Annotated in this window: 16 protein-coding genes and 1 other annotated feature (1 of these 17 only partly in view); of the genes, 1 reads left to right on the forward strand and 15 read right to left on the reverse strand. The window is 44.1% G+C overall.

Going from position 1 to position 20,170, the window contains the following annotated elements:
• Window positions 1-97 precede the first annotated feature (97 nt).
• The 8 genes from ACTSEZ_RS06430 to ACTSEZ_RS06465 all read right to left on the reverse strand — a co-directional run bounded on the left by ACTSEZ_RS06430 (window position 98) and on the right by ACTSEZ_RS06465 (window position 10,226).
• On the reverse strand, window positions 98-964 hold the full coding sequence (locus ACTSEZ_RS06430) for a Cof-type HAD-IIB family hydrolase (protein WP_369733351.1): 867 nt from the start codon (window positions 962-964) through the stop codon (window positions 98-100).
• Window positions 961-1,731 (reverse strand): transcriptional regulator GlcR, encoded by a 771-nt coding sequence (gene glcR / locus ACTSEZ_RS06435; RefSeq protein ID WP_369733352.1) that lies wholly within the window; start codon window positions 1,729-1,731, stop codon window positions 961-963. Before glcR ends, ACTSEZ_RS06430 begins: the two co-directional genes overlap by 4 nt.
• Before the next feature lie 214 nt (window positions 1,732-1,945).
• Window positions 1,946-3,730, reverse strand: a complete 1,785-nt coding sequence (locus tag ACTSEZ_RS06440; protein WP_369733353.1) for an IucA/IucC family protein — start codon at window positions 3,728-3,730, stop codon at window positions 1,946-1,948.
• A 13-nt stretch (window positions 3,731-3,743) separates the two neighbouring features.
• The gene (locus ACTSEZ_RS06445; protein ID WP_369734065.1) at window positions 3,744-5,003 is read right to left on the reverse strand and encodes a lysine N(6)-hydroxylase/L-ornithine N(5)-oxygenase family protein; all 1,260 of its coding nucleotides are present in this window, start codon (window positions 5,001-5,003) and stop codon (window positions 3,744-3,746) included.
• Between the two features lie 37 nt (window positions 5,004-5,040).
• On the reverse strand, window positions 5,041-5,592 hold the full coding sequence (locus ACTSEZ_RS06450; RefSeq protein WP_369733354.1) for a GNAT family N-acetyltransferase: 552 nt from the start codon (window positions 5,590-5,592) through the stop codon (window positions 5,041-5,043).
• Complete coding sequence (locus tag ACTSEZ_RS06455; protein WP_369733355.1) at window positions 5,589-7,370, reverse strand: IucA/IucC family protein; 1,782 nt, start codon at window positions 7,368-7,370, stop codon at window positions 5,589-5,591. Before ACTSEZ_RS06455 ends, ACTSEZ_RS06450 begins: the two co-directional genes overlap by 4 nt.
• A complete protein-coding gene (locus tag ACTSEZ_RS06460; RefSeq protein ID WP_369733356.1) occupies window positions 7,351-8,862 on the reverse strand; it encodes a pyridoxal phosphate-dependent decarboxylase family protein in 1,512 nt (503 codons plus the stop codon). The genes ACTSEZ_RS06455 and ACTSEZ_RS06460 overlap by 20 nt, the downstream gene beginning before the upstream one ends.
• A gap of 11 nt (window positions 8,863-8,873) precedes the next feature.
• Window positions 8,874-10,226, reverse strand: coding sequence for an aspartate aminotransferase family protein (locus ACTSEZ_RS06465; protein ID WP_029565786.1), 1,353 nt, complete (start codon window positions 10,224-10,226; stop codon window positions 8,874-8,876).
• 453 nt (window positions 10,227-10,679) lie between these two features.
• On the opposite strand from ACTSEZ_RS06465, the gene ACTSEZ_RS06470 reads away from it, so the two are divergent.
• Window positions 10,680-12,329, forward strand: a complete 1,650-nt coding sequence (locus ACTSEZ_RS06470; protein WP_029565788.1) for an alkaline phosphatase — start codon at window positions 10,680-10,682, stop codon at window positions 12,327-12,329.
• 42 nt (window positions 12,330-12,371) lie between these two features.
• Here ACTSEZ_RS06470 and thiE read toward each other — a convergent pair whose 3' ends face one another.
• The 7 genes from thiE to ACTSEZ_RS06505 form a co-directional block, all read right to left on the reverse strand.
• Complete coding sequence (thiE, locus tag ACTSEZ_RS06475) at window positions 12,372-13,013, reverse strand: thiamine phosphate synthase (protein WP_029565789.1); 642 nt, start codon at window positions 13,011-13,013, stop codon at window positions 12,372-12,374.
• Entirely contained in the window at window positions 12,994-13,821 is an 828-nt protein-coding gene (gene thiD, locus ACTSEZ_RS06480; protein WP_369733357.1) for a bifunctional hydroxymethylpyrimidine kinase/phosphomethylpyrimidine kinase, read from the reverse strand. The genes thiE and thiD overlap by 20 nt, the downstream gene beginning before the upstream one ends.
• A complete protein-coding gene (gene thiM / locus ACTSEZ_RS06485) occupies window positions 13,818-14,633 on the reverse strand; it encodes a hydroxyethylthiazole kinase (protein WP_369733358.1) in 816 nt (271 codons plus the stop codon). Before thiM ends, thiD begins: the two co-directional genes overlap by 4 nt.
• A gap of 210 nt (window positions 14,634-14,843) precedes the next feature.
• Entirely contained in the window at window positions 14,844-15,950 is a 1,107-nt protein-coding gene (locus ACTSEZ_RS06490; protein WP_369733359.1) for a GerAB/ArcD/ProY family transporter, read from the reverse strand.
• A 26-nt stretch (window positions 15,951-15,976) separates the two neighbouring features.
• Window positions 15,977-17,155, reverse strand: coding sequence for a Ger(x)C family spore germination protein (locus ACTSEZ_RS06495; protein ID WP_369733360.1), 1,179 nt, complete (start codon window positions 17,153-17,155; stop codon window positions 15,977-15,979).
• 10 nt (window positions 17,156-17,165) lie between these two features.
• Window positions 17,166-18,644, reverse strand: a complete 1,479-nt coding sequence (locus ACTSEZ_RS06500) for a spore germination protein (RefSeq protein WP_369733361.1) — start codon at window positions 18,642-18,644, stop codon at window positions 17,166-17,168.
• A 107-nt stretch (window positions 18,645-18,751) separates the two neighbouring features.
• Window positions 18,752-20,104: a sodium-dependent transporter gene (locus ACTSEZ_RS06505; protein ID WP_369733362.1), complete on the reverse strand. Its 1,353-nt coding sequence runs from the start codon at window positions 20,102-20,104 to the stop codon at window positions 18,752-18,754.
• 60 nt (window positions 20,105-20,164) lie between these two features.
• Window positions 20,165-20,170: a binding site (T-box leader), on the reverse strand (it continues 214 nt past the right edge of the window).

Raw genomic sequence — 20,170 nt, forward strand, 5'->3', positions numbered from 1 at the left:
AGAATGAGATACCTCAGCATGTTTTTATGCTTAATTAGAAAAGGAGTTCTTCACTTTCCTGAAGAACTCCTCTTTCTTATATCCTATGAAGACCTTTTTATTTCACAGTTTGTCTAGCCAATATTCGGCGGATGGCAAGCTCTACTCCGTCCTGATCATTCGTGAGGGTGATATCTGAACAGATTGCTTTAATTTCCGGACGCGCATTGCCCATGGCAATGCTTTTACCTGCTGCCTCAAGCATTGACTGATCATTCATGCTGTCCCCAATTGCAGCGGTATCTGCAAGATCTATCCCTAAATGGCCGGCGAGTTTTTTCAGAGCAATGCCTTTTGAGGCCAGTTTATGTTCAAGTTCAAAGTTATGGTCAGCCGATGTGACCAAGGTAAGATTTTCACGGTCTTTAAACTTCTCCCACCCAGCGTCGAGCTTCTCCTGGTGGAATGAAAAGGCAAGGATATTATATATTTCTTCATTTAAAATTTCATTGCAATTCTCAATAAAGACAAATCCCGACTGACTGTACTGTTTGGAAGCAGCATGAAGGAGCTTAGTGCGGTCAGCTTCTGGATTTGCACTCTTGATCCGGTCTATTTCGATCGACAGCAGCTCTCTTCCATGCTGCGGGGTGAAGATTGCTTTTTCTCCAAAAACTTCGTAGTAGTAGCCGTTTTCTTCAAGAAACTGCAATGCTTCTGCAGCCAATTCCTTTTCCATAGGCTGGGAATGAAACAAGGTTCCGTCCGGCTGGTGGATCGTCGCGCCGTTCGCAGCAATCACCCAGGTTTTCACATTCGCCGTTTTAAAAATTTCCATCACATCAAAATGGGCTCTCCCTGTTGCAATGACCACTTCTATCCCTTCTTCCTGCGCTTTTCTCAGCGCATTCAGATTTTCCGCACTCACTTTGTTTTCACTGTTCAGAAGTGTACCGTCAAGGTCAATCGCGATTAATTTTGTCATGGTGTTTCCTCCTCCGCTACAAGCAGCTCTACATTGTTTTTATCAAGCAGATCTCTAAACGATTTATCCGGCTCTTTGTCTGTAATCAGCAGGTCAATCTCATGCAGATCGGCATAGAGGAAAAAGTCGGTCACTCCAAGCTTTGAATGATCGGCAAGCGCAATCACCTGATTCGCCTGGCTGATCATCTTCCTCTTTACCATTCCATCCTCCTCGTGGGCTATAGACAAGCCCCTTTCAGAAATGCCGACGACCCCAATAAATACTTTATCCACATGATATTTAGAGAGTTTTTCAACGACAGATGATCCGTACAGAAAACGGTGCTCCTTCTGCAGTTCTCCTCCAAGCAGATGAATTTGAATCCCGGGCTTTGTTGAAAGAATATCTGCCTGATTGATTGAGTTTGTAATAACAGCTGCATTCGTGACATCCATATATTCTGCACACGCCTGAACAGTAGTGGAAGCGTCAAGGATAATCCGGTCTCCTTCCCGGATGAGGCTCGCTGCTTTTCTGCCGATCAGCTCTTTTTCGTAAGAAACCGTTTCAAGCCGGTTTTGATAATCTTTAATTTCAGTATGAGAGCTCGGCAGGATGGCTCCGCCCCGCGTCCGGATAATCAGCTTTTGCTCCTCAAGCTTCACGAGATCGCGCCTTGCCGTGTCTTTTGAAACATCATAAAGCGAACAAATCTGATCAGCCGTAATCCGCTTATGCTCTTTTAAATAGTCCAATATCGAAATCAAGCGTTCTTCCTGGTACAAATGACACACCTCACTTTTCAGAAATGTTTGTAAAATAACACTGCGCCTGCACCTTATATAAGTGATTATAAGTTTTATGAATTTAAAATGCAAGTTTTTATAAGTTTATACAAGTGATTTTATGTGATTTTAAGTGTTATGCAAGTTTTAAGAGGTGTTCAAGCAGGTATACAAAAAGACGGCAGCATCTTTTACTGACGCTGCCGTCTTTTCGTTAATTTTTAATTGCTGCAGGTCTGCCTGAAGCAAGCGGATTATTCACCCTGCCAAATTCAGAAGCGTGAGGTCTGTCATCGCCGTCGCCGTACCCATAATCAATCATGCGGTTCCGGTTCAGACAAAGCTTTTTAAAAGATGGCCTCAGAAGATCAAACAGTTTAAACCGGTCGTTCAGTTCAGGAAATTTCGTTTGGTATTCAAGAATGGCATCTCTGAGCATGTTCCAGAAAAAAGCTTCATCCAGCTCACCGCTGCGGTGAAGTATGTCTGCAAGATATCTGAAGTGGCAAACAAACAGGCCGGTAAAGATAAACTGGCAAAGCCCTTCCGGCGCTTCGCTTCTTAACACACTTCTCAGCTCTTCTGATATGTGCTGCAGTTCAGGCAGCTTCTGATCGCTGATATTTACATCATCTACAAAATCTTTCACGGCCAGACGGTGCGGTTTACTGTCTTTCAGGATGAGCACTGTATTCTGTCCGTGCGGCGAAAAGACCGTTCCGTACTGATACAAATAATGAAGCAGCGGCGGAAGGATTACATCAAACATTTGTTTTATCCACTTTTCTGCTGTGAGGCCGGCCTTTTTCGCAAGTTCAAGAGCATAGGACTTACCGTCCTCGCCGACATATAAAAGAGCCGCAAGAGTGATGGCCTGCTCCCCTTCCTCAAGAAATGAACAGAGGTTTTCTCTCCATATAACCCCGAGCATTTCAAGAAATTGATAAGGTGCCCCGTTCAGATTCGAATAATTCGGATGGTCATAATTTATGCTTGCGATCTCACCGGGCAGAACCACCCTGCACACATCCCGAAGAAAAGGGTCTTTGTCCCTTATTCCCTGAATATGCCTGGTGATCTCTGGAGCCAGAACCACTCTCTCTGACGGGAGCCCTCTGAATACGAGAGTATTTAATATACTCATAGGCAGCTTTACATGGTGCTTTTTTTCGTCATTCATGTTGACAAAGGTACGGATTGATTGCTGCGGCAGGTATTCGTCCTCCCCTTTTCCTAGATAAATGATGTTCTGTTCAGCCAGCTCTTCAGCAAACTGCGCCACGATCACATGGTTCCACTGCCATTCGTGCACCGGCATGAAAAAATATTCTTCAGGTTCAATACCTGCCCTGCTCAGATTCCGGTTGAACATCTCCCATGCATTCAAACCAATTTCATCTTTTATTAATTGCTCATAGTCAACTTTTTCAATAGAATGAAACGTGCCTTTCCCTTTGGAAACAGCGATCCAGTCCAGCTGCACGGCCTTTTTTTGTTCAGGGGCATATTGGAGGTAATCAGAATAGGAAAAACCGGTTCGACCTTTGTTGTATGTAATCCACGGATGGCCCGTCATTTCTCCTTCCAGTTCAGCATATCCCAGCTCAAGCAGGGATTCCGTCGACCGGTGTTCCTGCTTTGCCATTATGTGAACATCGGCAAGGAGTGTGCGTTTGTATTCTTCAATCAGATAAGCAGCCGTAAACGGCTTAATTCCAACATCCTGCTGGATCAGCAGCAGGAATTCAACAGCGCTTACCTCTCCAAGCCATTCATTACCCGATTGGACTTGTATGGATCCCGGATTCACCCAGTAGCTGTCCATTAATCTTTTTTCCGCTTTGAATCTGATTTTCTTGCCGCCTGAAGATTCAAGATAATAATAGTCTTCCGATTGAACAGCAGTAATCATATCTTCATATAAAAACTCAGCAATCATTTTGGCGGTCAGCCGGCTATTGGCCTTTAACCAATGTTTCTTATTGATGTTCGCTTCCATATTTCTCACTCTCCTAAACCAGTTCTTTTTTTCCGGCAACATGTTTTGTTCCAAAGTGCTGAAACACATTTTTGTCAGACAAATCAAAAACCGTTTTTCCAGCGATGGTATTAATGATATGTGCGTTTCTATAAGCTCCGAGGCCAAGGTCAGGCGCTCCTACTCCGTGCGTGTGAAGCTCTCCGTTTTGAATAAATACACTGTGCAGAGCCCGAGGCGTGTTCATCTCAGCATGATAGTCCCTTGAAATGACCGGGCGCCCGGCCTCGTCCCATTTCATAGCACCGGCAAGCCTACTAAATGCTTTAGGCCAAACGGTTTTGTAGCCTGTGGCTGCAATAACGGTATCTGCTGAAAGAACAAACGATTCAGCCTGCTCGCGCTGATAACAAGCAAGGTCGAGTTCCTCCCCATTGCATGAAATATCCATCACAGCCGTTTTGGCAAGCAACTGTACGTCAGGCTTCCTTCCGGCAATTGTTCTTTCATACAGCAGGTTATATATTTCTGCAATCGTATCAGCGCTTATCCCTTTATAAAGAGAATCTTGCGCTGGCACAATTTGATCCTTGAGATCCTGCGGCAGCTGATAAAAATAATCCGTGTAGTCCGGAGAAAAATGTTCAAGACCGAGTTTTGTGTACTCCATTGGGAAAAATCCATCCGATCTCGTCAGCCAGTTCAGCTTATATCCGCCGGTTTCCTGACCTCTCAGAAGCTCCAGAAAAATCTCAGCAGCGCTTTGGCCTGATCCGATTACAGCAACCGATGCTCCCAAATCTTCTTTTCTTCTGTCCATGAATTCAGAAGAATGATAAAGATTTCTGCTTCCAGAAGCTGTCCAGTCCGGCATAGAGGGAGCACTTCCCATTCCAAGCACCACATGTTTTGTTAAAAATGTTTCTGTTTCTCCAGTTAAAACATCCTGAACAGCCACTTCAAAGCCTGCAGGATGTTCAGCTGCATCCACCACTCTTTTGCCGAACCGACAGGAAGAAAGCTGTTCCGACAACCACTTAAGATAGTGGTCGTATTCTCTGCGGGGAATGTGAAATGACTCCAGGAAGTAAAAATGATACAAGCGGTTCTGCCCATGCAGGTAATTCAGAAAACTGTATCTGCTTGCAGGATTCACCATCGTCACGGCATCTGCCATGAACGGTACCTGCAGAGTCGTTCCTTCAATTAACATGCCTGGATGCCATGAAAATTCGGGCTTTTGATCAAAAAACAACGCCTCAATACCCTCTGTTTCATCAAGCAGGGCTGCCATCCCAAGATTGAACGGACCGAGCCCTGCACCAATTACGTCATAAATCACCGTTCACCCTCCGTTCAAAGTCTTCTCTTGTACATACCATAAACAGCGCCTGTTTATCAGGCAGATCAAGCTTTCTTTCGGGTGAAAACCCGCACTTTGCGAAAATATGAATCATTTTTTCATTGCGAATGTCAGGCTCTGCGACAATACGCGCCGTTCTGTTTTCTGAAAACATTCTCTGCATGATATTCATAAGCATTGGCGCTGCGAGCCCCCTGCCAAGATAGGCAGGGTCGCCAAAGAGCAGATGCACGCCCTGGTCAAAGGGAGCTGCCTCATAGTACTCGCTGATCGGATCTTCCTTTGCCCAGTACGTTTCAAAATAGCTCATTTCGTTCCCGTTCACTGCGCCAATCCACAGTGTTTGATGTTCATCAGCAAGCAACACCTTTAAATGCTTTGAATATTTACTGAAGGGGAAATTCTGGTTCCAAAAAGGGATGACGTGCGGCTCATGATGCCATCTGTGCAGCATGACGGCATCTGTTTCAAATTCAACTTCTCTGAATGTTATCTCTATATCTGTTATTTGCTCAATCATAATGATGCAACTGCCTCCTTAGAAAAAAGAGGATTCGGTACATTCACATAAACAGACTGCGTTTCGAGAGGGCCGACAAGCTCATCCAAATCGTGATAGCCTGTCATGAGGTTCGCCTTGCATGGCAGTTCCTCTTTTTCAAGAAAGTTCTTGATCAGCTGAGAGGGATGTCCGTTCGGAACTGAGCAGCTTTCCAGTTCCTCCCGAATGATCTTCAGCAGTTTGCGTTCGTCTGCAAGGCCTGCCGTACCGAAAGCATTGACCAGACCAAACAAATGATTGAAAAAGAAATAATAGCTCAGCCTCTCGTCTGCCACTGCATCTGAACAAACGGTTTCACTTCTTTTCCCTGCTCCGGCAAGATAGGATTCAAGAATCTCTTTTTTGGATTCGCAGAAGTAAAACCCTTGATTATCCCTGTAATAGAATCTCTCTGGATATCCTCCCTTCAGCTTCACAATGCTGTTTTGCTGATGAGCTTCAAGCGCAATGCCTTTCTCCAGATACAGCCACAGGACAGGCTTCATGGAAATCGCGAGGTATTTCTTCAGCCAGTCTTCACTCACTGCGTTTGTCGGACGGTTTTCTTCGGCAGCCATTTTCCTGATTACACTTGAGAGTCTGGATAAGCCTCTTTTCAGTCCACCCTGGCATAACGATACAACGGCAGCTGCCTGATTTGCCTTCCCTCCGTAAAATGGGTTTTCCCGAAGAATGACCTCAAAACCAGATTCGTTTCTGTCCGGCAGTTTTAATGTTAAAAAGGCAGGATCGTGCACAAAGCCGAAATTTGGAAACTTATCGGCCATTTCCTGCCCGAGGCGTGTTTCCATCAATTCTTTCACCTCAGCCCCCCGCTCCAGTTCCTTCATTAAATTAGTCCGGACAGAATTTGTAATTTTGATGTTCAGTGAAAATTTCAGCATGAACGGGACATCCGGATGATAAACCGTTCTTAATGAGGAAGTTGCAAAGTATGAACGGCCATGCTGCCCAAGGTTTTCTAAAATGCCCTGATCTGCAAGCTTTCTAATTTCAGCATCCTGCAGAACATAGTGAGCCTGCCATGGATGAAGCGGAAGTAAGGCATACCCGTCCTCCTGTGCGTATTTGCTTTTTAACGCCTCTGAGATTTCCGGATCATCATTTACCATCTTCTTTATTTGCTGTATGGCTGAATACGGAAGCAGGGATTTGGAATAGACTAAATCGGCAGGAACCCTGAAATAGTGAAGCGGGAATGCCCCCTTCAGTTCAGGTGAATAGGTCCTGATATCCTCATCGTTCATTCCTTCCCTGCTTTTTGGCGCGGGATGAAGGAGGTGACCGAAAAGCAGTGCCTGCTCGGCCTCAAGAAATTGAAAATCAGTCTTGTACAACTCCTCTTCATCCGCAGATCTTTCGTAAATAAATTCCGCCATCAGCGTGTAGCTCTGGGAAATGCGCTTAAGCAGATCCTTCTTTTTCCCATCCTGCTCGCCTGTGTTCAATTCATCCAGCGTTTTTTCTGCAAACGCAAGAAAGTCCATTTTTTCAGATTGATAGTAAACAGCATGAAATAGATGTCTGCCAGTCTCTGAAACATAAACAGCAGGTATGTACAAATCCTCCTGCCTTTTTTTGAGAGGAAGATGCAGCCATTTTCCTGAATGAACATTTGCAAGTTCTGATGGTGCATCTTCTGTGAATCTTCCCATTCCGGTTTCTCTTATGTAGCAATTCAAGTAGCTTTGCAGTGCAGCCTGTTCTGCAGCTTTCCTAGCTTCTATTCTGTTCATCCTTCAGCCTCCCCGATTCATATCTTCCAATTTCTTTTATTCGCTGCAGTAAATGCATGAGATGATTTGTCTTTAATAAAGGGTTTAATAGCGTGAATTTGAGACAGACGCGGTTATTCACTTTTGTACGGGCAATAACCGCCTCGCCGTCATTCAGCAGCCTGTCCCTGATCCGGCTGTTAAGGAAATCCTCTGTTTCATTTGAAAACCTGCCCTCACCCGTATATCTGAAAACAACCGTGCTCAGCTCCGGTTCATGCACAGGTGTGAATGCTCCGTCGCTCTTAAGCATCGAGTATGCCTCTTTTGCAAGGTAAAGTGTGCGGGAAATGATATCTGACCACTCGTTTTTACCGATAAGCTGAAACGATAAAAATGGTTTTAGGGCGTCAAACCTTCTTGTCGTCTGCAGAGATTTCCCGACCAGGTTCGGCACATCGTCTTCCTCTGGATTAAGGTAGTCTGCATGGCGTTTCATATATGCAAATGAGCTTCTTTCTTTGACGAGAAACGCTCCGCAGCTGATTGGCTGGTAGAACATTTTATGAAAATCAACCGTTATGGAGTCGGCCTCTTCTATTCCGTTTAATTTGTGCTTATGCAGCTCTGTCATGATGAGGCCTCCCCCATAAGCTGCATCCACATGAAACCAAAGGCCGTATTGTTTTGCGGCCAGGCTCATTTCCATTAGAGGATCGATTGCTCCAAAATCCGTTGTTCCTGCTGTTGCGAATAGGACAAATGGATACTCCCCTGCTGTCCTCATCTCCTGGAGTTTTTCGACTAAGTCCTTCATGCACATTCTGTGGGCATGATCGGTTTTAACCGGAACGACCGCATCTTCTCCGAGTCCTAAAACGGCGGCGGACTGCTGCACAGAGAAATGTGCCGCATCTGAACAGAGAATTTTCAGCCTGTGCTGTTCCGGCGGAAGGCCCAGCTTTTTGACATCCCAGTTCCACAGCTTCATGCAGGCATGCTCTCTTGCCAGCATCAGTCCCATCAGATTGGATTGTGTTCCCCCGCTTGTCATAACTCCGTCTCCTTCTGGAAGTCCAAACAGGCGGCACAGCCCATCCATCATTATTTGCTCTACCATCGTTGCGGCTCCGCTTTGATCCCAGGAATCCATCGAAACGTTTAACCCTGAGATCAGTACTTCAGCTGCAAGACCCGGCACCATGGGCGGACAGTGAAGATGGGCGGCACATGACGGATGATGGACTGAAATGCTGTGCTTCCCGACAGCTGCTTTGAGCCTCTGAAAAAGCAGTTCAGAGTTCATTGCCTCGTCAGGATGCACATTCGGAAAGTGAGATTGGAGTGTTTCTTTTATTAGTTGCGGCTTTGCCCCACTAAAAGGTGTTTGTTCGAGAACAACAGATTTCAGTGATTCCATAGCTTGATTCATGACTGACTGATATTCTTTAAGACTCTCCTTTGTGTTGGTCAGGAAATATCGGTCAAATGCCGTTTGTAAGCTCGTTGTCATTGGTGTACTCCTTATACGAAACTTGGAATGAATTCTTTTTCTGCTGCAAGAGCGGCTTCATAGAAAAGCCCGCAAACCGTCTCAAGCTGTTCTTTTGTGATAATCAGCGGCGGAAGGAATCGGACAGTGCTGCCGTGGCGCCCGCCAAGCTCGAGAATCAGCCCGCGTTTAAAGCATTCCTGCTGTATTCGTTTAGCAAGTTTAGGATGAGCAGGATAGCTTCCCAAACCGTCAGCAGAAGCCGTTTTATCCACGATTTCCGCACCAACCATGAGTCCAAGACCACGCACATCGCCGATACTTGAGAGGTCCTGTTTCATTTGATTTAAACGAAGCATCAAAAAGTCTCCTAGGAGTGAAGCTTGTTCATCAAGTTTTTCCTGTTTGATAAACCTCATCGTTGCGGTACCTGCAGCAATGGCCAGCTGATTTCCGCGGAAAGTGCCGGAGTGAGCGCCAGGGCCCCATTGATCCAGATCTTTATGATAGACGACCACTGCCAGAGGAAGTGTTCCGCCTATCGCTTTTGACAGGACGACAGCATCAGGTGTAATCCCTGAGTGCTCAAAAGCAAACATTTTTCCCGTTCTTCCAAAGCCAGTCTGAACTTCGTCTACAATAAGCGGAATTTGCTGTTCAGCAGTAATCCTCCGCACTTCTCTTACCCATTCGTCAGGTGCAGGTATGGCCCCGCCTTCTCCCTGAACAATTTCCATGACCATCCCGGCCGGCTTAACAATTCCAGATTCAGGATCATTCAGCGTCCGGTCAATAAAGGTTGAACCGACCGCTGCTCCTTCATCTCCTCCAATGCCAAATGGACAGCGGTAAGAGTACGGATACGGCAGGAAGTGCACATCCGGCATTAGATTTTGAATACTGGATTTCGGTCCAAGATTTCCCATCAGGCTGAGAGAGCCATTTGTCATGCCGTGGTATCCGCCCTGAAAAGAAAGCATGCCTCCTCTGCCTGTAGCTGTTTTAACAAGCTTCATCGCAGCTTCAATCGCATCTGATCCAGAAGGTCCGCAAAACTGTATCTTTGCATGTTCTGCAAATGAAGGCGGCAAAGCATTGTAAAGCTCTTCAACAAATTCTTCCTTCATGGGAGTTGTCAGATCCAGTGTGTGAAGTGGCCGTTTTCCTTTAATCACGTTTTCCATCGCTTGGATCACTACCGGATGATTATGTCCAAGGGCAAGCGTTCCTGCCCCTGCCAGACAGTCTATGTAGGTTTTATTTTCAACATCTTTTATATAAATCCCCTCCGCTTCACTGATGGCGATCGGTATTCTCCGCGGATACGATCTTGCATTTGATTCTCTTTTGTTTTGGCTGTTTAAATAAAACTCATTGGTCAGCATGAATAATCACCCTTTTTCATATGATAATAATTCTCATTCTCATTTAAAAATAAAAACGGCATGACCGCCGCTTAAACTATCTGATTACATGTGAATATTAATTGAAAATGATTATCAATGTCAATGGAGTTTTAATGATTCAGTTCATCCTGCCCAGATTGCAGGATTCGCCGCTTCTTTAAAATGGAGCTATTTTCCTGCTTATAATATGGCTTATACGTTTTATTAGGGTCATATAGCCCCTCATGCCTGATGCTATATAGCGGATTCACAAGCGCGTTTTTAGTTAACATAATAATATTATTATTATTAAACCTGTGAGATTCCTCCCCCTCCTTATGCATCACCTTTACATTCCGGTAATCATGTATTTATTTTCCTTTTACAAACCATTCATACGTGCTTAACGTATTACCGATATTCTTTAGTTAGATCAAATATTCGGGAGGCTAAATGATGACTTTAAACAAAAAAATCCTCGGCATCACTCTTGCCGGCACGCTCGCAGCGGGATCCCTGGGATTCACGGCAGCCAATGAAAAAGCAGAAGCAAAGAAAGCTAAACCGCAAGCGCAAAATGTGATTGTTCTTGTCATGGATGGCGTGAGTTCATCGACTACTACTCTATCAAGATGGTATAAAGGCGGTCCTCTTGCTATGGATGAAATATTAACCGGAGGGGTGCGTACATATTCGGCAGAATCAGCGATTACAGATTCTGCTCCTGCAGGCACTGCTATGGCAACCGGAAATAAATCAAATGATAAGTTTGTCGGTGTTCTGCCTGAAACAGTTTCATCACCGGGACTTGACAGTTCCCTTGCCGATCAGCCCCACAAGCCTGTTGCAAATGTGCTTGAAGGTGCTAAGTTAAGCGGAAAAGCAACAGGAATTATCTCTACTTCTGAAATTCAGCACGCCACACCTGCTGCTTTTTCATCTCATGCTTCCCACCGTGGAGAGTATGACAATATTGCCGAACAGCAAATCTATCAGGATATTGATGTTGTTTTAGGAGGAGGAAAAGATTCTCTGACAACAGGAACGGCCAAAAACAGCCGGAAGGATGGAGAAAATCTGGTTGAAGTTGCAGAAGACAGAGGCTATGACATCATTGAATCCCGCGAGGAGCTTTTAAATTCGAGATCAAGCAAGCTTTGGGGGGCGTTCGCACCAGCTGCTCTAGCCTATGATATGGACCGTGAGACTACAAATCCGAATGAGCCCACTCTTGCAGAAATGACGAAAAAGGGAATCTCCACGCTTTCTAAAGATAAAGACGGTTTCTTCCTGATGGTAGAAGGAAGCAAACCGGACTGGGCTGCCCATGCAAATGATCCGATCGGCATGATCAGCGATACGCTTGCATTTGATGCTGCAGTTAAAGAAGCGCTGGATTTTGCAAAAAAAGATAAAAATACTATGGTTATCGCTCTTTCTGATCACGGCAACAGCGGTATTTCAATCGGAAACCAGAATACCAGTGCAGACTACCCTTCCATCCCGGTGTCTGAGTATATAAATCCTTTGAAAGAAGCAGAATTGACACTTGAAGGAGCAATGAAGCAGTTAAAGCCTGATCAGTCAAACAAATTGGAAGTGGCAGCACTTTACGGAATTAAGAACCCGACTGCTGAAGAAACACAAGCGATTAATGACAGCAAAAATCTTGCAAAAACGCTCGTTGAGCTCCTTGCTGAACGTGCAAACATTGGCTTTACTTCAGGCGGGCATACTGGAGAAGACTTATTCATGTATTCGTATGGACCAGGTAAACCGATTGGCTTTGTTGAGAACACTGACATTGCCCATATTACAGCTTCAGCCATGGGCTTTGATTTAAAAGAGCTCGACAAAAAACTGTTTGTTGACGCAAAAACGGCATTTGAAGCAATGGGTGCAAAAGTATCTGTAAATGCTGAGGATAAAAACAATCCTGTACTAGTAGTGAAAAAAGGTAAGACTACAGCTGAATTTCCAGTGAATAAAGATCTTGCCATTGTGAACGGCAAAGAAATTGAGCTCGACAGTGTAACGGTTCAAACGAAAGACAGATTCTATCTTTCCAAGGATGCTGTCCAACTCGTTAAAAAGTCCAAATAAGCAAAACATCGGGCACATCAAATTGAATGTGCCCGATGTTTTTTAATGAACAGATTTCAGTAATTCCTCCGCTGCTCTGCATGGATCTTCGGACAGGCTGATAGCTGAAATAACGGAAACTCCGTCCCCTCCTGCATCTTTAACAGCACGGGCATTGGCTGATGTTATTCCGCCGATGCCGACAATAGGAATGGTAATCCCCGCCTTTCTTATTTCTTCAATCAAAAGGGTCCCTTTTACAGGTTCAGCATCTTCCTTCGTTGCAGTTGGATATATGGGCCCTGCCCCAATGTAATCCGCACCATCTTTCATTGCCTTTTTTACCTCTGCCATCGTATGGGCAGAAACGCCGAGAATCCTGCTCCCGATTCTTTTTCGCACCTCTCCCGCATCAGCGTCATCCTGTCCAATATGCACCCCGTCAGCATCAAGTTCGACTGCAAGGTCAATATCGTCATTGACAATAAAGGGAACGGCATGCAAAGCGCAAATCTTTTGGAGACTTCGCGCAAGTTCGCGTTTATCCATTCCTGCGCGTGCATTTTTTCCTTTTTCACGGTATTGAAACATCGTGATTCCGCCTTTTATAGCCTGGAGCAGCACGTCTTCAGGTTCTTTCAGGCAATTGGTGCTTCCCATGATAAAATACAGGTTCAGTTTCTGCCTAAGTATGCTGCTTTCCATATCGTCCCGTCCTTTTTTCCTGATATGCCCAATGATTCGTTGGACCGTGTCCGTTACCAAGCTTAAGATCTTTTTTTATCGCGGCATGAATAAAATCGGCTGCAAGCTGAACTGCAGCCGGAACACTGCTCCCCTTAGCAAGCTCGGCAGTAATCGCAGCGGCAAACGTGCACCCTGTCCCATGTGTGTTTACAGTTTGAATCCGTTCGTTCTCAAAATAGAAAAATTCGTTGCCGTCATAGAGCATGTCGATTAATTGCTCAGTCTCCTCTGCGTGCCCGCCTTTAATCACCACATATTCTGCTCCAAATGCATGCAGCTTTTCTGCCGCACGTTTCCGGTCTTTTAGCGTATTAATTTTCACTCCTGAGAGAACCTCAGCCTCCGGAATGTTCGGAGTGACAACAAGTGCGAGAGGCAGCAGATGTGTGATCAAAGAGTCAATCGCTTCCTGCTGCAGGAGTGACGCACCTCCTTTTGCAATCATAACAGGATCAACGACAACCTTTTCCCAGCCGAATCGTTTAATCTGGGCAGAAACAGCTTCAATGATTTCACTGCTGAAAAGCATGCCTGTTTTCAGTGCATCTGTTCCAAGATCTGTACCTATCGCTTCTATTTGCCTAATGACCGCTTCTGCCGAAAGCGGGTACACGCCGTGCACGCCAAGGGTATTTTGAGCTGTCACTGCTGTTATAGCCGACATGCCAAATGCACATAGCTCCTGAAATGTTTTTAAATCAGCCTGTATTCCTGCGCCTCCGCCGCTGTCAGAACCTGCTATAGTTAATGCTCTTGCAACACTCATGCAAGCACCTCCTCAAGCTTCATGCGTTCTCTCAAAGCTTTTGGCTCAAGATTATAAAGCTTATTTAAAAACTCGATTTGAAAGCTGCCAGGTTCATGTCTGTTCAGCCTTTCCACTGCTGCTTCTGCAGCACATCCATAGAAAGCGGCAGCGGCAGCAGCGGCAAAAACATACTCTTTTTCAACTGCACAAAACGCTCCGACAACTGAGCTTAACAAACATCCTGTTCCAGTCACTTTTGTTTGAAGCTTGTGTCCGTTTTTGCAGCTGAAAAGCCGTTCCCCGTCCGAAATAAAGTCCGTTGTTCCGGTAATCACAACAACGGTGTTCAGCTGCTTTGCAGCTTTAACGGAAAGTGATGAAGCATCTCCAGCTCCTACTGCACCTGAGTCGACCCCTTTTATCTCCCAGTTTTCACCGGCAAGACTTGCTACCTCTGCAGCATTGCCCCGGATCACTGCAATGTCCAGCGTTTCGGCAAGCATTTTGGCCGTTTCTGTCCTGTATGGTGTTGCCCCTGCTCCAACCGGATCTAAAATAACCGGAACGCCATGCTTATTGGCAGATGCCCCTGCAATCAGCATCGACTCTACTATTCTCTCATCCAAAGTACCGATGTTCAGTACGACTGCACCCGCTATTTTAGCCATATCCGCCACTTCTTCTTTGGCATAGGCCATGACGGGAGAAGCCCCAAGAGCCAAAAGCCCGTTCGCCGTAAAATTTGTGACAACTGTATTTGTTATGTTGTGCACAAGCGGATTTTGTTCTCTCACTTTTTCCAAAATTAATTCTGCCTGAATGGACATCATTGTTTCCCCTCCAATATAAATAAGCACTTTGCCGCGGCAAAGTGCTTACAGGTATCCCTATAATTTCCCTGCGCTGGCATTATCCAACAGGTTCATCCGGTCTGCAGCAGTTAGCCGCACTCTCAGCCTGATTCCACAAGCTCCCGTTATGTTATGTACTTTGTTTCAAAGTCTACTCTTACAAGGAGGATTTTGCAACTATTTCTCCTGCTAAGCTGTCTTCTTTTTCTTCAGCATCATCTTAAGAAGCAGGATTACAAGCAGCACCAGCGGAATTCCGAATTGAAATGGAAGGTGGATATACCTAGGGACAAATTCAAGGCCTGTTTTCGTATGCTCGACTATACTTGAATCCATAAAAAAGGTGGATGCGAAACCAGCAGAAATCACCGCGTACACAAGGTGATTGTTATTTACCCGGGGCATTATCTCGGACAAACTTTTTACGGATGCATAAACGAATAGCACTACTTTTATAAACCCGACAAAGAAAAAAACAATGACAGACAGGATCTCAATATGCTGAAAAAAATCCATCAAATCAATGGTTTCAATTGATTTGATGAGCGGAAAGGAAAAATATACCGCAATTTTTGCTCCGAGCATTCCAATGATTGATTCTGTAATGGCAATAATTATAAGCCCGCTGAATACGACAGCCAGCCAACCTCTTTTAAGCAAGTAGGACTGATCATTCACTGCGGGAAAAATCATGAGGAATGCAATCAGTTCTCCGAACGGAAACGTTATTTTTGCAGGAAATACAGATCCTATTACAGTCTTCCAATCAGGCTTAATAAGAGGAAGAACGTTTGTCCATTCGAACATTGGGGTCAAAATGGTTATTAAAGTGGTAAGCACAATCATCATGACACTTCCGAAAAAGAGTAATTCCGATACTCTTGCAATCGCCTCTAATCCCAGAATACAGGCATAACCTGCCAGAAGAACAAAGACAAGACCAATAACCCAAGATTCAATGTTGTAAAATAGCACCATGCTGATGAAAAATTCGAAATCCTTCACTACTCTCATCCCGATATAAAGAAAGTAAACCGCGTAAAGACCCATGAAGCAGGTCCCTATCCACTTGCCGAAGCTTGTCTTTAAAAGCTCTGAAAAGGTTTTTCTTCCAGGATCAATGCGGAGAATCCAGTTATAGAAAAAATAAATTCCTAAACCTGCCGTCGTAGCTACAGCATTGACAAGCCAGGCCTCTTCCTCAGCATCTAAGCTGAGTCCTACTACAACTGTGCTCCCTAAAAGAAATAGCACCATTAAGGAAAAAACCTGATAAGGTGTGATCTGCTGATTCATCATTCATCATCCTTTGCCTGAAAGGGTTAAGGTATTCGGTTCACATCTCCAATATCTTCAATCTTTAAATCCACTTCTACTTCTACGGGGACTTCAGGATATAATTCTTTCCATCTTTTACTGATATCACTAAATTTATATGGGTTTCTTAAGTAGACTTCTTTTAGAAATCCAAGAAAGTCATTGTTTTCTTCCTGACTTTTGGCAATAAGATTTGCCGTCTCATTTTTTAAGTATGCTTCAGTCTGGGATTCTAAATGATAAAGATCATCCTTACGGCATGTACTTTCAAACAGTTCCCCTTTGACCTTTCGTTTGATTTGAAAAGATAGCATGCCTGCTTTGTAGACAGGCTTTACGCTGGTTTTTGACTTTTTAATGTGAATGGTGAATAATCCTTGATCATCAGATCCGCATGTTGTTTCAACTGTTGTCTTTTTTGTGCTGTTTATTAAGCCCAGATAGATTTTGCTCTCATCTCTGGTTAAATAACCTGCAAGCTTGTCCTTCTTGAAATAAGCCATGCCGTTTATGATCAGGAGAACCTCTGGCTCTGGAGAAGATATGTTATCCTGTGAGGAACCTATCTCTTTGTCGCTGCTGAGAGTTACATATGGAATCGTTATTTCTTTAATGTTTCTAAGGAGCTCGTTCATCACTTTAACAGGATATATGCTTGCAACAGATCCAAGATTTAATTCATTGCTGTGAACAATGTCATTGATTCTTTTAGAGGAAACCTTTTCTGCCGGTGTAATGGTTTTTAAGATTTTGCTTGCTGGATAATCTTTTGAGACCATGATTTTTATACTGGTTGAGATCTCTGATTCTGTTAGAAACAGAGCGATAATCTCATGAATTCCTCTTTCTCTAGCTGTCTGTTCTCCAATGACAATCAGTTCTGCACTGTCGAGAAAAATTTTCTTGGGATTACGGTTTAAAATATTTTTGATAGCCTGAGAAATGGTTCTGCCTGATTGCTGGTAGATAATTGAACCTGGTACTTCTCCCGCTGAATCAGGTTTTGCTGCTGTATTAATCATTTGAAGAGTTATCTCATACCCTTCATCACTGGAGTCAATTCCAATGGCACTGACGATGGAAATCGATTTAATCAGGGTATCCTCTACATTCTTCGAAATAAGCACACTGGAGCCAAGAGTAAGAATAGCAAAAAAGATGATTGCCCATGCTTTTTTTTTCATCATATCCTCCTTACTCATTTTTCAGCTGGTCTTTTTCTTCTTTTGTAAAGATTTTCTTATTATTCATCTGTTCATAAATGGGCACCCTCATTGCAGCATCTTTCTGATCTTCAAGCTTAAAAGGAGCAAACGGAGCAAGATATGGCACCCCGAATGATCTTGATGAAGATAACTGAAGCAGATAATACAAAATCCCTGCAATAATGCCGAAAAATCCTAATACGGATGCCAGAAACATAAATACAACAGTCAGCTTTTGAGAAACGGTCGCAAGAGAATAGACCGGAATGATGCTTGAAAAGATGTAAGAGGCACTTAATATAACAAGCGTAAAAGGCTGAACAAGGTAAGCTTCCACTGCCGATTGTCCGAGTACAATGGCTGCAAAAACAGTGACCGTAAAAACAACGGATTGAGGAAGCCTGAGCGAACTTTCGGTAATAATCAGGATCAGAAAATAAAAAACGATCGTCTCAACAACTGTTGGAGCAGGCACAAGTTCCCTCTGCGTGACAATTCCAACAAGCAGATTTGTCGGGATCAGACCGGGATGATAAATCGTAAAAGCAATATAAAGGGCTGGGAGAAGAATGGAAAAGCAGTAGATGAACATACGTGAAAGTCTCTTTGCCATAATCTTTTTTGTCAAAAAATAATAATCATCCGGTGACTGAAACAGCTGCACAAATACAGTCGGCAAAGTGACCACAAACGGTGTCCCGTCAACGATGAGAGCGATTCTCCCTTCCATAATTTCACTGCAGACAACATCAGGTCTGTCCGTTGAAAGAGTCAGCGGGAAAATGGAGTTTGAAGTTTTTTGCAGCGTCTCTTCAAGATAATTTGAATCAAGAATCACGTCCATTTTTATAGAGGAAAGCTCCTCTTTCAGCTCTTTGATGATTTCCTTGTCGGCTTTTCCTTCTATATAAATGATGCAGATTTTAGTTGTTGAATTGATTTCCGGTGACTCTATTCTGAGTGCAGGATTTCTAATCACCTTTCTGATTAATGCCGTATTTGAAGAGATATCTTCGTTAAATCCGATGTCGGGCCCCTTCAGAGTCCGCTGAGCTTTCGGATTTGAAATACTCCTCTCAGGAAACTTGTCTGTTCCGGCTGCCATGCTGCACGTTTGACCTTCTATTAGAATGACCGTATTGCCAAAAAGCAGTTCATTCACTGCCTCATTCATATCCGTAACTTTTCTAGTGTCCTTTAAAGCAATGACATGATCTAATAGGTAGGCTGTGATGTCTTCAGCCTCACTAGCTTTTTCTGCATCAAATGAAGCAAGTGATGGAAGAATCAGCTCCTCCAGCTGTTTGCTTTCTACAATGGTGCTGATATATACGATTAAAAAAGTAAATCCGTTATTTTTCATTTCTTTAAATTTTAAATCTGAACTGTTACCCAGCATCTCACAAATCAGCAATTTGCCGGCATGCAGAGTTTGGGGTATTTTTTCAGGAGCAACCATTTTTGACATGCGCAGTCCCTCAATTTCAATTTAGTCATGGGTTAATATTCCTTAAATTTCCCTTGAGTATACGCAAAAAGGACCCCGCAGCATGCGGAGTCCTTCCTTCCCATTCCTTATAACAGCTTCCAAACACCCAGTACGTCAAGCAAAACCAGGAAAATGGCAATTGGCGCCACGTACCTCATGAGCAGGAACCACACGTTGAACAATCCTTTGGATAAAGAAGATCCTTTAGAAAGCTCTTCATAAAGAGCTGATTTTTTCATTTTCAGCGGTACAAAAATAGAAATAAGCAAGGCCCCGACAGGCATCAGGATATTACTTACCAAATAATCTGCTGCGTCAAAAATGGTTTTGCCGAAAATGCTTACGTCACTCCAGACCCCGAACGATAAGGCAGATGGTATACCCACTGCAAAGATTAGAAGTCCGATTGCCCACGACCATTTTGTCCGTTTTTCCGCGTCTCCCTTTGATAACACAGATACAATAATTTCAAGCATGGAGAATGCCGAAGTCAAGGATGCAAACAGGAAAAGGACCAAAAATGCCGCAAAGAATACCATACCAAATGCCATTTGATTAAATACTGTCGGCAATACGTTAAAGAGCAGCACCGGACCGGCATCAGGCTTCAGACCAAATGAAAACACGGCCGGAAAGATCGCAAGTCCCGCAAGAACCACAATAAAAATGTTCATCCCGACAATTGAAACCGCAGATTGCGGAAGATTCGACTCTTTAGATAAATAAGAGCTGTACGTTACCATAACGGAAACACCGACACTCAGGGTGAAAAAGGATTGTCCCAGTGCTGCCAGAATGGTTTCCGACGTTAATTTTGAAAAGTCAGGCTGAAACAAAAAGCGGACGCCTTCCATTGCCCCGTCGAGCGTAAGCGAACGGAAAATCAGCACGATAAACAATAAAAATAAGACCGGCATCATAAATTTACTGGTTCGCTCAATCCCTTTTTGAACCCCTTTTGCTACAACCGCAATGGTAATTGCCATGAAGACAAAGTGTGCACCAACGCTTAGCACAGGGTCAGTGATCGTTTCCCCGAACAGCTGCCCATACTGCTCCTTACTGAGCCCGCTTAAATCTCCTGTCAGTGTTTTTACGAGGTAGAGTATAATCCATCCTCCAATAACACTGTAAAATGACAGCAAAACAAAACAAGTGATCATACCTAAATACCCGACGGAAAACCATTTTGTTCCCGGCGCGATTGCTTTATAAGATTGGATCGCATCTTTCTGAGTGCTTCTTCCAACCGCAAATTCTGCCAGGAGCAAAGGCAAACCAAGCAACATTGTGAAGAGAAGGAATATAAAAAAGAAGGCTCCCCCGCCGCTGACTCCGGCTATATACGGGAATTTCCATATTGCCCCAAGTCCAATTGCCGATCCTGCTGCAGCTAAAATAAATCCCAGTTTTGAAGACCACTGCTGATGTTCTCTCATTATGCACCTCTCATGATTGTGTCTTATATTAATGAAAACGCAAAAAAGCCGCCCCCTGAATGTAGG

This window comes from Metabacillus mesotrionivorans, from assembly GCF_052171315.1.
Classification (GTDB): domain Bacteria; phylum Bacillota; class Bacilli; order Bacillales; family Bacillaceae; genus Bacillus_P.